Source organism: Ruminococcus sp. HUN007 (genome assembly GCF_000712055.1).
In the GTDB taxonomy this organism is placed as follows: Bacteria; Bacillota; Clostridia; order Oscillospirales; family Ruminococcaceae; genus HUN007.
In genome coordinates this window covers 1,781,003-1,795,739 of record NZ_JOOA01000002.1, presented here as the reverse complement: position 1 = coordinate 1,795,739, position 14,737 = coordinate 1,781,003, and the positions used below count along the sequence as shown (strand labels likewise).

At 38.2% G+C, this 14,737-nt stretch carries 13 protein-coding genes; 6 read left to right on the top strand and 7 right to left on the bottom strand.

The genetic code is table 11. The features are described 5' to 3' along the window. Positions 1 to 8 precede the first annotated feature (8 nt). Complete coding sequence (gene serC, locus CC97_RS11885) at positions 9 to 1,094, bottom strand: 3-phosphoserine/phosphohydroxythreonine transaminase (RefSeq protein ID WP_044975145.1); 1,086 nt, start codon at positions 1,092 to 1,094, stop codon at positions 9 to 11. Positions 1,095 to 1,300: 206 nt separating this feature from the next. Further along, complete coding sequence (locus CC97_RS11880) at positions 1,301 to 2,056, bottom strand: YdcF family protein (RefSeq protein WP_049962873.1); 756 nt, start codon at positions 2,054 to 2,056, stop codon at positions 1,301 to 1,303. A gap of 247 nt (positions 2,057 to 2,303) precedes the next feature. Between CC97_RS11880 and CC97_RS11870 the strand changes: the two genes are divergently transcribed. Continuing rightward, positions 2,304 to 2,927, top strand: a complete 624-nt coding sequence (locus CC97_RS11870; protein ID WP_049962872.1) for an NAD(P)H-hydrate epimerase — start codon at positions 2,304 to 2,306, stop codon at positions 2,925 to 2,927. A 131-nt stretch (positions 2,928 to 3,058) separates the two neighbouring features. Here the strand turns inward: CC97_RS11870 and CC97_RS11865 are convergent, their stop codons facing one another. The 5 genes from CC97_RS11865 to CC97_RS11835 form a co-directional block, all read right to left on the bottom strand. Then, positions 3,059 to 3,379, bottom strand: a complete 321-nt coding sequence (locus tag CC97_RS11865; RefSeq protein WP_044975143.1) for a hypothetical protein — start codon at positions 3,377 to 3,379, stop codon at positions 3,059 to 3,061. 96 nt (positions 3,380 to 3,475) lie between these two features. Further along, a complete protein-coding gene (locus CC97_RS11860) occupies positions 3,476 to 4,036 on the bottom strand; it encodes a DUF5104 domain-containing protein (RefSeq protein WP_044975142.1) in 561 nt (186 codons plus the stop codon). A 1,077-nt stretch (positions 4,037 to 5,113) separates the two neighbouring features. Continuing rightward, entirely contained in the window at positions 5,114 to 6,781 is a 1,668-nt protein-coding gene (locus CC97_RS11850) for an AAA family ATPase (RefSeq protein WP_044975140.1), read from the bottom strand. A 652-nt stretch (positions 6,782 to 7,433) separates the two neighbouring features. Further along, positions 7,434 to 7,820 (bottom strand): DUF5104 domain-containing protein, encoded by a 387-nt coding sequence (locus tag CC97_RS20570; RefSeq protein WP_044975138.1) that lies wholly within the window; start codon positions 7,818 to 7,820, stop codon positions 7,434 to 7,436. A 517-nt stretch (positions 7,821 to 8,337) separates the two neighbouring features. Beyond that, entirely contained in the window at positions 8,338 to 8,850 is a 513-nt protein-coding gene (locus CC97_RS11835; RefSeq protein WP_044975137.1) for a DUF5104 domain-containing protein, read from the bottom strand. Between the two features lie 600 nt (positions 8,851 to 9,450). On the opposite strand from CC97_RS11835, the gene CC97_RS11830 reads away from it, so the two are divergent. The 5 genes from CC97_RS11830 (at position 9,451) to CC97_RS11810 (ending at position 14,610) form a co-directional block, all read left to right on the top strand. Continuing rightward, positions 9,451 to 11,799: a dockerin type I repeat-containing protein gene (locus CC97_RS11830; protein WP_044975136.1), complete on the top strand. Its 2,349-nt coding sequence runs from the start codon at positions 9,451 to 9,453 to the stop codon at positions 11,797 to 11,799. A gap of 162 nt (positions 11,800 to 11,961) precedes the next feature. After that, the gene (locus CC97_RS11825) at positions 11,962 to 12,690 is read left to right on the top strand and encodes a hypothetical protein (RefSeq protein ID WP_044975135.1); all 729 of its coding nucleotides are present in this window, start codon (positions 11,962 to 11,964) and stop codon (positions 12,688 to 12,690) included. Further along, a complete protein-coding gene (locus CC97_RS11820) occupies positions 12,659 to 13,033 on the top strand; it encodes a hypothetical protein (protein ID WP_044975134.1) in 375 nt (124 codons plus the stop codon). The genes CC97_RS11825 and CC97_RS11820 overlap by 32 nt, the downstream gene beginning before the upstream one ends. 168 nt (positions 13,034 to 13,201) lie before the next feature. Next, on the top strand, positions 13,202 to 13,639 hold the full coding sequence (locus tag CC97_RS11815) for a DUF4869 domain-containing protein (protein WP_044975133.1): 438 nt from the start codon (positions 13,202 to 13,204) through the stop codon (positions 13,637 to 13,639). Further along, positions 13,639 to 14,610 carry a translation initiation factor 2 gene (locus CC97_RS11810; RefSeq protein WP_044975132.1) on the top strand — a complete coding sequence of 324 codons (972 nt, stop codon included), beginning with the start codon at positions 13,639 to 13,641 and terminating at the stop codon, positions 14,608 to 14,610. Before CC97_RS11815 ends, CC97_RS11810 begins: the two co-directional genes overlap by 1 nt. Positions 14,611 to 14,737 lie beyond the last annotated feature (127 nt).

The window sequence follows — 14,737 nt, the reverse complement described above, 5'->3', positions numbered from 1 at the left end:
TCCGTAAATCAAGCATTTTCTGCTTCGAACTTCTTCATGAATTCAACGAGCTTTTCTACGCCTTCGATCGGCATTGCATTGTAGATAGAAGCACGCATACCGCCTACTGTACGGTGACCCTTGAGGTTTTCGAAGCCTGCAGCCTTTGATTCCTTAACGAACTTAGCATCGAGTTCTTCGTTGCCTGTGATGAAAGGAACGTTCATGAGTGATCTGTCCTTACCCTGTACTGTAGCCTTGAAGAGTTTGCTCTGGTCGAGGAAGTTGTAAAGGATAGCTGCCTTCTTTTCGTTGTGCTTCTTCATAGCTTCGAGGCCGCCCATCTTCTTGATCCACTTGAATACCTTGCCGCAAACGTAGATGCCGTAGCATGGAGGTGTGTTGTAGAGTGAGCCGTTGTCAGCCTGGATCTTCCAGTTCATCATTGTAGGAGTCTGCTTGAATGCAGGACCGTCAGCGATGAGGTCTTCACGAACGATAACGATCTGTACGCCTGAAGGACCAATGTTCTTCTGAACACCGCCGTAGATAACGCCGTACTTTGTTACGTCAACTGGTTCTGAGAGGAAGCATGAGCTTACGTCAGCAACGAGTATTTTGCCCTTTGTGTTCGGAAGTTCAGGGAACTTTGTTCCGTAAATTGTGTTGTTTTCGCAGATGTAAACGTAGTCTGCGTCTTCAGGAATGTCGAGGTCTGAACAGTCAGGAATGTATGAGAATGTCTTGTCAGCTGATGAAGCAACTGCAACAGCTTCACCGTACATCTGAGCTTCCTGATATGCCTTCTTAGCCCACTGTCCTGTGATGATGTAAGCAGCCTTTCCGTTCTTCATGAGGTTCATAGGAACACCTGCGAAGAGGAGTGAAGCGCCGCCCTGAAGGAAGATAACCTTGTAGTTGTCAGGGATGTTCATAAGATCGCGGAGATCCTTTTCTGCGTCCTTGATTATTTCATCATAAACCTTTGAACGGTGTGACATTTCCATAACGGACATGCCGCTGCCCTTGTAATCAAACATTTCATCTGCGCATTCCTTGAGGACTTCCTCTGGGAGAACAGCAGGACCTGCACTGAAGTTGTAAACTCTGTTCATTGTTAAATAACCTCCATATGAATATATATTATAGTATAATACGAAATCTGATTATATCAATAAGTGTGTTACAGATATAATGCGCACCTATTTTATTATATTCTTTTTTTTACGATAAGTCAATAATATCAGGCGGTATTTAGTGTCTAAAGTTTAGCTGTAAATGTCTAATGTATTTGGCAATTATACTTTAAATCAGCGCTTCCTTAACTGAGAAAAAGCTCTTTTGCAATCGCAAGCCATTCCCTGACGTAATAGGTCGCAATGAACTTCGGCTCGGTGGCTGCTGAAACGGCACTGACCTTCACTGCACCGTGACGCTTTGCCATGTGCTGAGCCCGGTACTGATGATATCCGTCGGAGACAAGTACTATGTCACGGCTTATTCCCCGCTCGTCGAGTTTTTCAAATGAAAATACCAGGTTCTCGTCAGTGTTTGCAGATTTGTCTTCCATGATGATCCTGCTTTCCGGAATGCCGTGTTCCGCAAGATATCGTTTCATGCATTCAGCCTCGGAAATCGCCTCATCCGGTCCTTGGCCTCCTGAAACCACCACCGGTACATCAGTGTCAGTTTCCAGATAGGTGAGTGCGGCATCCAGACGCCTCTTAAGCATACGCGACGGCACGCCGTTTCTTACCTGACATCCGAGCACCACCACCGCCGACGGATCCTCCGGCTTTATATTCCGCGCAGATAACATGTTCACCGTGCAGAATACTGCAAATCCGACCGATGCGATGACGATAAATCCGGTAATACCAAGCACGGCCTTTCCGCTGGTGTGCTGCCACAGGTTACAGATGAGTTTTACAAAGCTTTCAAAGCGTAATGTTATTATAAAAAGTACTGCAGTAACTCCCATGCCTGTCCAGGTACCGATGTTTATTACAGGGTAGGATACTGCAAACGCCATAAACAGCAGTATTTCAAGCGCTGCAACAATTATTTTAATTATCATTCTGTGTTCTCCTTCTTGATCTGTTTACTGACCGGGATCCGGCCGTTACAGCTATAAGTATAGCATAATTATCAGGTACAGGCAATGAGAAAAGAAAGAATCCGGGCATGCTGCTTATTAAACGAACTTTACATTCCATGCGAACGCGAAGCTCATTTGTTTTTCTGAAATCCGCAGCATATTTTCCGTTTACAATGCTCCCGGCAGGTGATATAATAAGAACAATAAAAAGACTGGAGATGATCACATGGAAAACAGGACGATAAGCGTGGAGCAGATGCGTAAAAGCGACGCCTATACGATAGCTAATTTTGTGGAGAGCAGGGAACTTATGTACCGTGCTGCCATGGAAGTGTATAATTCATATGACGGCTGGAAAGGGAAAAATATCGCTATAGTCGTCGGCGGCGGAAACAACGGCGGTGACGGATATGCACTTGCCGGAATACTTAAGAAGGACGGTATTGATTCCGTTATCATAAAGGTATCTGAAAAGATGAGCGAGGACGGAAAATACTACAGCGGAATCGCAAATGAGCTTGGCGTCAGAAGTCAAATGTTTGCTCCGGAAACAGATCTTTCCGGCTACGACGTTATCGTAGACTGCATTCTCGGAACCGGATTCTCCGGTGAGGTGAGGGGAAATGCTAAAACTGCAATAGATGCAATAAACAGATCCGGCGCTTATGTTATCAGCGTGGATATCAACAGCGGAATGAACGGCGATACCGGTGAAGCCGTAACTGCTGTACACTCGGACCTCACCGTTTCCATCGGCTTTATCAAAAACGGACTGGTAACGGAATCTGCGAAGAAATACATAAAAGAGCTTACCAATGTCGATATCGGAATAGTTCTGGTGGATGAATGACAGGATAAAAAGACGGCGGTACATCCGGATTTGAAACCGGGTGTACCGCTTGTCTGCGTTATATTCGTTTTGCTGCGAAGGCTTAATAATCCGCCTGCCGCGAAAAGGTAAAATCAGCTCTGCTGATTTTGCTATAGATAAGCTGCCGGAGGCAGCTGACCGATTGGGGATGTACACAACATCAATCCTGCGTGAGTTAAAGAATGGCTGAAAAGCAGCATAACAGCAATCAGCATGATGGAAATTACAGTTATTAAAAAGCATATACAGATTACTGCAAGTATAAAAAGTACTTTTGAGGCTGTTCTGTGCTTTTTGTGTAGAATCAGACCGATTATGGTAAGTATTACTGCGAGTAATATCGGAATGACTATAACAGCGATAATAGAACCGATTACAGCAAAAAATCCCGCGATAAGAAATGGTGCAAAAATAAATCCTACGAAGCCCATAGTTGGTTTCCTTTCATATTACTATGATTTTTGCGCAGAAGGCTAATCTTATTTTCTGTGAATTCTATTTATTGTTTATCAAACATGAATTTAATGCTATTTAATCTTTATCTCTTTTGAACATCCTATATATGTCATGTTGAGATTGCCTTTTTCATCTCTGCCGTTTACGAAACTTACACCCCAAATACCTTCTTCGTCATTGTTTGAATCGCTTTTTAATATTTTGGAATATGACAACTCTTCATAAATATGACCTGTTTCAGTTTCTATATTGGTGAATTCTACATTTACGGTTAAATAGTACAACTTACCGTCAGAAAAAGTTCGCTGTGCTTCATCAAATTTCAAACAGTCATAATCTTTTATTTTTCCATCCAGACTTTCAAAGAAGCTTTTCCATTCAGCTTCAAGATTGTATGTTGTCTGTTTGTTTGGAGAAAATAACTCGGAAAGACTCTGAATGTCTTCTTCTTTTAAGTATTCAAATACCTGATTAGCTTCTTCTTTTGCTTCTTTACAAAGTAGAGACTCTTCTTTAACTTTATCATCGCAACTTGTTAGGAGAAGCATGATTATAAAAACAAACGAAATAGTTTTTAGTATTTTACGAATTTGCGATTTTGTAAACGTAAGTGATGGATTAATAATATACATATGATAATTCATCTCCCCATACAAGCCAGAACATATTGTTTTCATCGTCAAATTCTAAGTACATTAGATTTTGCGGGAGTTTTATCATTGATTCGCGGAAAGCTTTATACAATTCCTTGAACTCCGACATATCCACCTTACTAACAACAGCAAGCTTGTGAACATCAACATTCCATGCGTATTCAGGATTCCAGCCGCAAACCCACCACTGGAGTGTATCCGGTTTCCATGAATAGTTGATGCATGTTTTATCATTTGATTAAAATTTTACAACAAACATAATCTTTTGTCAACTAATAATTAAAAAAATGCAAAAGCAAGAGCCGATGACGTTTGACCACCGGCTCTGCTAAAATAATTGCCTGATCTAATTGTTTTATTATGATTTTAATAGCTCTTCATTTGTTTATCCTGCAAATGCACCTTCTAAAAAATATTTAAACACAAGAAAGTGAATTGTATACGCAATTACTGAAACAATAAAATACGAAATACTAAACAGTTTACTGCTTTGATTCACTTGCTTTTCTTTTTTTCTTTTAAAAAAGTTAACCACTTCGAATAACAGGTTGAAAAAGCAAAAGATGTTTACAATAAATAGTGTGCCAAAATTATAATAACTGTATTTTAAGTAATGAAATATGGTGCTGTTATTAATAAGCTGAGCTGTTTCCCAATTTATCTTAGAGAATATGAAAATGCTTCCCCACAACAATGTTGATATAATACATATAAAATTAATGACTTTTTTATAGTTTTTTACCATAATAATCACCATTGCTACTATGAAGCAGCAGCATGAGCATTATGCCATATCTGTGCTTCGTTGTCTTCGTCGTATGCATCCAGATTTTTTGCAGCTTCTGAACAATTAACATATACACCGGGAACATTTCCTAATCCTGTGTTATAATTTTCGGCAAAAATATATGAACCTAATTGAAAGTACCACTCATTACTATATGGGAAAACATCAGTAACTGCGTGATTAACACCAAACTGCGGATAAAAGGTAAAATCAGCTTCGCTGATTTTGCTATAGATAAGCTGCCGTAGGCAGCTGACCGATTACGGATGTTACGCGTCTTCCAGAACGCAGGTATGATGCTTGAAAGCCGGATCGTCGTTCGGAATATCCTTATCGTAATTGATGCCAACAAGAATGATGTTTCCCTTGTAGTGTTCAAGCCTTTCCGGATAATCTCTTCGCTTTATCTGCGCGATGGCACCTTCGGCATCCTTGTTGTATTTCAGTTCAATGACAAGTGCCGGTTTGTCCGGATATTTCGGTGACGGAATAAGGATAAGATCAGCATATCCTTTTCCGGTGTCTGTTTCCGGAAGGATAGTGTAATACTTCTGAGCTGAGTAATATGCCATTCTTATTGCATAGCTAAGTGCCGCTTCATCGTTATAGGTTTTGTTATCTGCTTTGTCATGCGTTTTTTCGATGATCTCAGCGACCTTTTCAGCGTCCCTGTTCCACGTAGCTTTCAGCAGTTCCTGTGACAGGCGGAAGGATTCGAAGGTTTCATTCCATTCTTTCGATTTGGTAGATGTTTTGAATTCATCAAGTATTTCTTTGTTCGGAATAAAGACCTCGCTGGTCTCGTCATCGAAGCCAAGATAACCAAGGTGGATAAGAAGTGACAGGATATCATCACGTCCGTTGAAAGTCGTCATGTCATTCTGGTAGGTTGAAGTATCAATAACAAGCTTTCCGCCGTCCATAAGCAGTGCGACAGCATCTTTCAGACCGTCATAATCCCTGCGGATATAGTCGGCAAGAGCTTCGTAAGTCTCGGTTTTGTTCCAGTAATTTTTTATAACGCCTGTTGTCATTGCTTCAACAACGGACAACGGACTGTATATTGCAGTTTTGTGACCGGAGTATATTCCTTCTCTGTATTCTTCTCTCTTTTCTTTCGGAATATTATCACTGACGATGTATCCGTCATACCAGCTGGATACATCGTTATAGTTCATTTTATAGTCAATACAAAGATTGGATACTTCATCTTCAGTAAATCCGGTATATTCCGCCAGCTGTCTCGGTGCCATCATGGAATATTCAGTAAACATATTCAAAGCTGAATGCTCACCATATTTCTTGATAGGAAGTATGCCGGTCATATATGCAAGGGCAACATACGGTTTGTCTTTGAGCAGATCACGAAGGAAGTCAAGATATTTTGTCTGTCCTTCTTTATCATCTTTACACGACCTGAAGATCGCATCCCATTCATCTATAACTATTACAAACTGATGCCCGGTTTTTCCGTAGATCTTATTAAGAACTGTACGCAGGGAAATTCTGCTTCCGAAATTAACATCAGGAAATTCATCTCTGAGATCTTCAACAACTTCTTCGGTCAGATAATTCAGCATATCCGGCACTGTATCGCTGCCGTCCAAAAAGTCTGTCATAACAAGTCTAATAACATCAAACCTGCCAAGATATCCGTCCCATGCGATTTCGTTATCGCCCTTTTTTACTGGTGATGTTTCTGATAGTTTTCTCTTTGAAAATAATTCATAGCTATCAGCTTTTCTGTCGTAATAAGCACAGATCATATCAGCAGCCATTGACTTTCCGAATCTGCGCGGACGGGATACACTGACGTATTTCTGTTTAGTATTAACTAAAGAATTTAAATACTGTATCATTTCAGTTTTATCTATAAAAATTTCGGAATTTACAGCTTCTTCATATGATTCTTTCCCCGGATTCAGATATGTTCCCATTGACGCTCCTCGCTTTCTCAGTAGTGTTTTCCGTTCTGTATTTGTGTCATTTTTTATTATACCATTTTTAAATAAGGTACATCAACACTTTTTAATAAAAAAGAGCCGGTGGCTGGCTGCCACCGGCTCTGCGGATAAAAGGTAAAATCAGCTTCGCTGATTTTGCTATAGATAAGCTGCCGGAGGCAGCTGACCGATTGGGGATGTACACAACATCAATCCTGCGTGAGTTAAAGAATGGCTGAAAAGCAGCATAACAGCAATCAGCATGATGGAAATTACAGTTATTAAAAAGCATATACAGATTACTGCAAGTATAAAAAGTACTTTTGAGGCTGTTCTGTGCTTTTTGTGTAGAATCAGACCGATTATGGTAAGTATTACTGCGAGTAATATCGGAATGACTATAACAGCGATAACAGAACCGATTACAGCAAAAATTCCTGCGATAAGAAATGGTGCAAAAATAAATCCTACGAAGCCCATGGTTGTTCATATTACATTTGATAACTAATCAACTGTAATTGCAATTGGATATCCATTCTCATCTTTACCTTGAAGAAGAATAAAATTGCTTATTCCTTCTTCATTACTATCATCAATATCTTTGGCGGTAGTGGAGTATATTAGTTTTTCATAAATCCTACCTGTGTCAGTTTTTAACATCAGAATATTCAATACGGAAAACTAAATACGTTAGTTTTCCATCCGAAAATGTTCTCATAGTTTCAGTACAGGATAATTTATCATAGGCGAGTATTTTCCCGTCGATACTTTCATAAAAGTTTTTCCATTTTTCTTTTATGTCAGAATTGTCTTTTTGGTTTTGACAAAAAAGATCAGAAAGACTTTTGATATCCTCATTTTTAAGATAATCGAATACTTGTGTACTTTCTTTTTTTACTTCTTTACTGAGCCTGGTTTCTTCCATTATTTTTTTTACGCCACATCCTGACAAGATAAATATACTGATGAATATAAGCGCAATTGTTGTGATAAAACTGCAAAATGACGTTCTTGTAATTCGGTTATCATTCATAAGTAGAATCATCTCCCCACATAAGCCAGAAAGTATTATTGTCATCGTCAAATTCCAGATATTTTCTGTATCTGATATCAGATTTGTACAATGTGAACACTTTGTACAAGTCTTCGAAATCCGACATATCAACCTTACTAACAACAGCAAGCTTGTGAACATCAACATCCCAGGCATATTCCAGTTTCCATGAATAGTTGATGCATGTTTTATCATTTGATTAAAATTTTACAACAAACATAATCTTTTGTCAACTAATAATTGAAAAAAATACAAAAGCAAGAGCCGATGACGTTTGACCACCGGCTCTGCGGATAAAAGGTAAAATCAGCTTCGCTGATTTTGATATATTTACTATAACAGATATGATAGAACAGATTACAGTAAACAATCAGTTCCAAAACACAACAATCAATTAATTAATGCTATCTAACATAAATTGTAATTTAGCTTCTGCTTTCATTTTGACTCGGGATTTTTTGACTTGTTGTTGTGGCAATCCTTGCGTTACTCTTTCTTAGTGGGAAATTTGATAGTTTTTTTCGTTTCCGTCAATCATTAATTCTAACCAGTTGATTCCCTCTTTATCGGGATCAGAATCACATTTAGCGGTTTTTGAGTATCTCATTTTTTCATAAACTTGTCCGGTGTCAGTTTTTACGTTTTTAAATTCTATTCGTAACAGTAAATAGGTGAGATTACCATCAGAAAAAGTACGTCTGTTCTCAAAAGTTTCAATTGTTTCATAATCAATTATTTTACCGTTAATCTGTTCAAGAAATATTTTCCATTCCTCTTCCAGATTACAGTCAGATAAAGCTTTTTGACTAAAAAAATTTGAAAGTGATGAAGTATCTTCTTCTTTTAGGTATTCAAAAACTTGTTTGGCCTCTTCTTTGGCTTCTTTGCAAAGCTGAGTTTCTTCCTGAACTTTTTCAAAGCCGCAACCGCAGAATATTATGATGCATGTTAATACAACAAGGATATTACTAAACATCTTTTTTATGAGGGTAATTTTAAGGTAGTTCATATAAAGAATCATCTCCCCACATTAACCAGAAAAGATTGTGCTCATCATCAAATTCTAAATATGGTGTATAGTCTTCATCGGTTTTATAATTTCGGGCAAATACATTATACAATTCTTTGAACTCCGACATATCCACCTTGCTAACAACAGCGAGTTTGTGAACATCAACATCCCAGGCATATTCCGGGTTCCAGCCGCAAACCCACCACTGGAGTGTATCCGGTTTCCATGAATAGTTGATGCATGTTTTATCATTTGATTAAAATTTTACAACAAACATAATCTTTTGTCAACTAATAATTGAAAAATGCAAAAGCAAGAGCCGGTGACGTTTGACCACCGGCTCTGCGGAAAAAATGTAAAATCAGCTCCGCTGATTTTGCTATTGATGAGCTGCCGAAGGCAGCTGACCGATTGGGGATGTCACGCGTCTTTCAAATCTCTGCGAAGAAAATTATTCATTTCAATATGTACGCATTGATTATTTAAAGACAATTTTGCAAAAATAGTTGCACTTTTCAGACAAGGTGTGCTATAATACTTAAAAAGGATTTTACTTATTAAAAGTGAAAGACAATAATGAAAAAGGGGTTTTAAGAAATGAGAAAAGTTGTTACAGGTATTCTTGCTTTATGCATGGTTTCGACGATGATGGCGGAGTCAGTAATGGCTGCACCTGATACGGTCAAAGGAGATGTGAACGGGGACGGAGTCCTTAATACCAAGGACATAGTATTGATGAAAAAGTATCTTCTTGGTGAGGCGACAGATATCGACGCTGATGGTGCGGATATGAACGGCGACCAGAAGATAAATGTTGCGGATATGATTTATCTGACAGGAATACTGACAGAAGCTGTTCAGCCGCCGCAGGATCCTGCAGAACCAAAAGATCCGGAACCGGAAAATCCTAAAGAACCAAAGGATCCTGCGGAACAGAAGGATCCGGAAGAAAACAAGGACAAGACTGATACTGCTGCTATTTCAGAAATGAATAAAACAGCAAAGGATATTTATGAGACAGCGGTAAGGGCCCAGTTATACCTTAGTTATCTTAATCCTGAACAAAAAGTGGCAAGGTTTAATGTTTTTAATAATGAAGACAGCAATGAACTTACAGACCTTATGAAACAGGAACTTGAACTTCCGGACGGAACAAGATGGAGTATAGCGATATCTGATTGTGACGTAAGAGGCTGTATCTGTACTTCCGGCGGTGTTACCGGTGCGTATCCGAATGAGATACCTATGTCAGTAAATGTTGACTATGACAAGATACTTGAAGCTAATGTGCAGTATTATTCTAATGTTAATATAAACTGGAAAGATGCATATCCGGAATGGGTTTCGGCAGATGAAACTATAAAGGACTATGTTCCGAAGACCACTAACGAGCTTAACAGTACTGCAGAGACACTGTTTACTGTGATCAAAACTATGCAGCAGGAGGCAGAAACAGCAGGGAAGCCGGAAATAGCTCCGCTTAACTATACCGGAATTACTGCAGACGAAGAAATTGAAAAGCAGTACCGTGATAAGATTTTTGCTCTTACAAATCTGAGCCCGCAGAATACGACCTTTGCACTTTCGTTCTCTGACGGTGAGTTAGTTGGCTGTATTTGTACTGATTCATACGGAAAAGTGACCGGTGCATATCCGAACACAGTACCACAGACTATGAATATCCCATATAAATTCGATAATGCAAAAATTTCCGGAGATATAAGTTTTGACTGGAAGCAGACTTATCCTCAGTATATTTCAGATGATCCTGCTCAGAGTTCTCTGCCTGATTATCCTGAAAAAACAGTTGCTCAGTATAATGATTTTGCAAAGACAGTTTTCACAAATGCGCAGACTATTATTCAGGAAAAAGAAACTTTAGGTGAAACAGTTCCGAACGGATTTTACACTGAAGAAAACGAACTGTTTGCAAATATTGGTGGGGCTAAAGGGAAATACTTTATTTTCGTTAAAAATGGAATGGTAATTTACTGTCTGGCATCGAGCGGTGAGCTTACAAGGAGCGGCGCTTATCCTGCTGGTATTCCGCAGAATATGGATATTCCTTTTGATGTGCTGAAAGAAAAAATGCCGCCCGATGCAGATGATTTTAAACCTGACTGGAAGATCATGTTCCCTGATTATGTATCGGCGACTGGAACACCGGATAATCTGGTTTCTTCTGTATCATTCTTCAACGATGCCGCTAAAAATATCTTCACTAATGTTCAGACCATGCTTCAGGAATATGAAATTTCCGGAAAGGAAGTTCCGAATGGTATTTATACTTCCGAAAGCGAACTTTTCAGAGAACTTGCTTCTGATGAGTATGAATTCTCAGTGAAAATAGAAAGTTATGAAGTCCGCGGTGCAGCAGCCGGATGTGAGAAACGTTCAGGTGCTTATCCTGCAAGTGTTCCGCAGCTTCTGAATGTACCTTTTGATAATAATCTTGCTGATATCGCATTAAGACCGGATACAGACTGGTTTGCGTTATATCCTGATGCATTAATGGATTTCAAAACTTTTTCTGCTGAGATCGTAAATGCTTATACTCCGAACATACGTTATCTTGTAAGAAAATCATCAGTGGATTCAGCCAATGCAAATGCAAAATCAGTGTTTACTACAGCAATGGTAGTCGCAATGGAATGTGAGGCTAAAGGAGAAGTTATTGACGGAATTTTCAACAGTTCAGATATTTCATCAGATTTCGTTCAGAGCATAAAGCGTGACCTTCCACCAAGAGTTGGTGACTGGGCTGTAAAAGTCAAGAATAACGAAGTTGTCGGAGCATGCACTACAGCAACATACGGTTATACAGGTGCTTATCCGAACTATGTACCTAAAGATTGCATCGTCGATTATGACGGCTATAAGGAGCTGTGCGAGGAAAATCATAAGAGTGATGAGTGGGAAACAGTCGGATTTAAACTGACTCCATGAGTGATTGATAAAAATATAGTGATATAAATACTAAAAACAACAGTGCAGTATGCAGATCGTGACTACCAGCAAACTGCACTGTGTTTTATTAGAATTGCTCTATTTTATTCTTTACTGAAGTTAATATTAAAGTTTCATCAGCATTTTGGGAATAAATCTTAGATGAATAAATTTATTGGTTTTGGAACAAAAATCTATTTAGATGAAGTAAAAAAGGTATCTCCTTTCAATCCTGTAGACAAAGTTAATTACATTATGAATCAGGTAAACTCAGCGGAATATTATAATTTGATTCCATTTGAATACTGGAATGATTTTTGTGATTATTTTAATAGTGTGGTTCTTGATGTACCGATAAATAAAGAATTACATTATTTCAGATTGAAACTAAACAGAGCACCGAATACTCTTGATGATTTACTTAAAGAAAAAGAGAATTGGACCTTACTAAAAATGGAGGATTCGGTTTTTCATATGTATGACAGTGAGGCATGTACTGATGAAAATAATAAAGGTAAGGGTAGATATAACCTAAAATTTGTATCTAAAGATGGTAAATTCGAAGCTGTTTATAATTATAACAATATGTTGCTTGACGATAGGGAAAGCAATGAATCAGAAGGGCATCTTTATGATCCTAAAAATATGGGAACATATAATTATGCGAGTCCTAATTGGCCTTCTAAAATAATGCACGGATTCTATGATGTTGTTCCGTTTGCAGATAGTTGGTATGGAATGGGATACTATAATACTCCAGGCGAACCGGTGGATTCGTCAAAAATTGAAGGAAATAAGCAAAAGTTTCTTGAAGATCCTGTTGCAATATCTAATCACAAAGAAAAGGAAATACAAGTAAATGGAAAAGCATATCAAACATCATACTATTAATTTAGTAATATTAACGTTGGTTTTATTTGTCGGAATCCTTTGGGCTTCTTTATATTGGCTTCCTTACACAAATTCAGAAGTTGCAGTCATGATTTACGAGAACCGTATTCTTGGCCATCTTGAGAGTTTATATAGAAGTCATGGCCTTGCACCGTTAGTGTTGGTTTTAATAACTATACTTGATATAAGATATGTTATAAAATACACAAAGAGCAAAGGAGAACGTAATTTCTTTGCTTCGCTGGATAAAAAATCTGTATTGAATTTGATTTTATCACTCTTTTCTGTTTTTGTACATATGAGAACCATCAAAGAAATATTTGATTTATTATTGAGCGTATAGTAGAGTTTAAGCTAAAAATGTAGAAAACTAATCGTAAATTAAGCAAGCGGTACATCCGAATTCAAAATCGGGTGTACCGTTTCGTATTTCAATGTAAATTTTTCGTTTACAATAATTCCTGCAGGTGATATAATAAGTATTATAAACAATCAGACAGGAGGAATTGCTTTGCTGAATATTATTTTCGGAAAGATTGATGATGTTGTTTACAACACTTCACTTTACTTTAAAAATGTTTTTGACAGCAGATGGCTTGAAGAAGCTGATGTGAAGCAGATGATAAAGGATATAGATAAATCAGAAGTTCTCAGCAGTCATGCAATTGACAGTCCGGTTTTAGGTATTATTCCTCCGACATCGCTTTCAGGCGGGGTAAAAGCACTGATACTTATAAATGAGATACAGGATGAACTTTTTAATGCCTCAAACTGTGGTGATAACTGTGCTCAGTGGCTCCTGAAAATAGGAGAAAGAAAAGATGTAACTGTGAATCTCCGGCATATAATGAATTTCGGAGATGGCACATTTGATATACACATAGTAAATACGGATGAGATCGTTCATGATATGAAACAGCTTGTCATAACAGCAGGGAGGTTCGTATAATGAAGGGTGCTTATCACGTTGAGGTATCAAATCGTTCTGTCAAATATGAATTTGATATCAGACGTAATATTACACTTATTCAGGGAGACAGTGCTACTGGTAAAACTACGCTTATTGATCTTATCCGTGAATTTCATATTGACAAAAAGAGCGGTATAAATATTTCATGCCAAAGGCCCTGTCGTGTCCTTGAAGGCGATTTATGGAAGGAACAGATTGGTTATATAAATGACACTATTCTGTTTATAGATGAAGGTTCTTCATTTGTCGAAACTGAAGAATTTGCTTCTGCGGCCAAAAACAGCAGTAATTATTTTGTGATTGTTACAAGAGCTAATCTTGAAATGCTTCCGGTCAGCGTTGAAGAGGTGTATGGTATTCGCAGTTCCGGAAAATACGGAACACTTCAGCCGGTTTATCATGAGATGTATAGGATTTATAATGCTGATGATATGAAAACGGATCAGCTGATAAAACCACAGAGGATAATTGTCGAGGACAGTAATTCCGGATACGAATTTTTTTCTGATGTTGCCAGTAAGAACAGTATCATCTGTGAGTCCGCAGAAGGCAAATCGAATATTTATGAAAAACTGATATCACTTAATGATGCGGATGAAAGTGTACTTGTAATAGCAGATGGCGCTGCATTTGCTTCACAAATGAACAGAGTATCATCTTTTATCAGGAGTAACAGTAATATCAAGCTGTTTCTGCCTGAATCATTTGAATGGCTGCTGCTTATCTCTGATATTATCAAAAACAGTGAAACCGAAGCTATTATTGAAAACCCTTCGGAATACATTGAGAGTTCAGAGTTTTTCAGCTGGGAGAGATTTTTTACAAGGTTATTAACTGATACAACACAGGGGACATATCTTCAGTATTCCAAAAGTAAGATCAATCCGAATTATTTGCAGAAAAATATACAACAGAAGGTAGTAGATGCCATGAAAGGTATCGAGTTATAGCAAAAGAATCACATATGAAACAAGCGGTACATCCGAATCAAAACCGGGTGTACCGCTTGGCGTTTTATATTCAGTTTAAAGTGCGACGTTAAATAATACGTTTGCCATATATGTGGTCGTCATCAGT

Coding starts and splice junctions, on each gene's coding strand:
- serC (WP_044975145.1), bottom strand. CDS start 1,094: ATGAACAGAGTTTACAACTTCAGTGCAGGTCCTGCTGTTCTCCCAGAG.
- CC97_RS11880 (WP_049962873.1), bottom strand. CDS start 2,056: ATGATAATTAAAATAATTGTTGCAGCGCTTGAAATACTGCTGTTTATG.
- CC97_RS11870 (WP_049962872.1), top strand. CDS start 2,304: ATGGAAAACAGGACGATAAGCGTGGAGCAGATGCGTAAAAGCGACGCC.
- CC97_RS11865 (WP_044975143.1), bottom strand. CDS start 3,379: ATGGGCTTCGTAGGATTTATTTTTGCACCATTTCTTATCGCGGGATTT.
- CC97_RS11860 (WP_044975142.1), bottom strand. CDS start 4,036: ATGTATATTATTAATCCATCACTTACGTTTACAAAATCGCAAATTCGT.
- CC97_RS11850 (WP_044975140.1), bottom strand. CDS start 6,781: ATGGGAACATATCTGAATCCGGGGAAAGAATCATATGAAGAAGCTGTA.
- CC97_RS20570 (WP_044975138.1), bottom strand. CDS start 7,820: ATGAATGATAACCGAATTACAAGAACGTCATTTTGCAGTTTTATCACA.
- CC97_RS11835 (WP_044975137.1), bottom strand. CDS start 8,850: ATGAACTACCTTAAAATTACCCTCATAAAAAAGATGTTTAGTAATATC.
- CC97_RS11830 (WP_044975136.1), top strand. CDS start 9,451: ATGAGAAAAGTTGTTACAGGTATTCTTGCTTTATGCATGGTTTCGACG.
- CC97_RS11825 (WP_044975135.1), top strand. CDS start 11,962: ATGAATAAATTTATTGGTTTTGGAACAAAAATCTATTTAGATGAAGTA.
- CC97_RS11820 (WP_044975134.1), top strand. CDS start 12,659: ATGGAAAAGCATATCAAACATCATACTATTAATTTAGTAATATTAACG.
- CC97_RS11810 (WP_044975132.1), top strand. CDS start 13,639: ATGAAGGGTGCTTATCACGTTGAGGTATCAAATCGTTCTGTCAAATAT.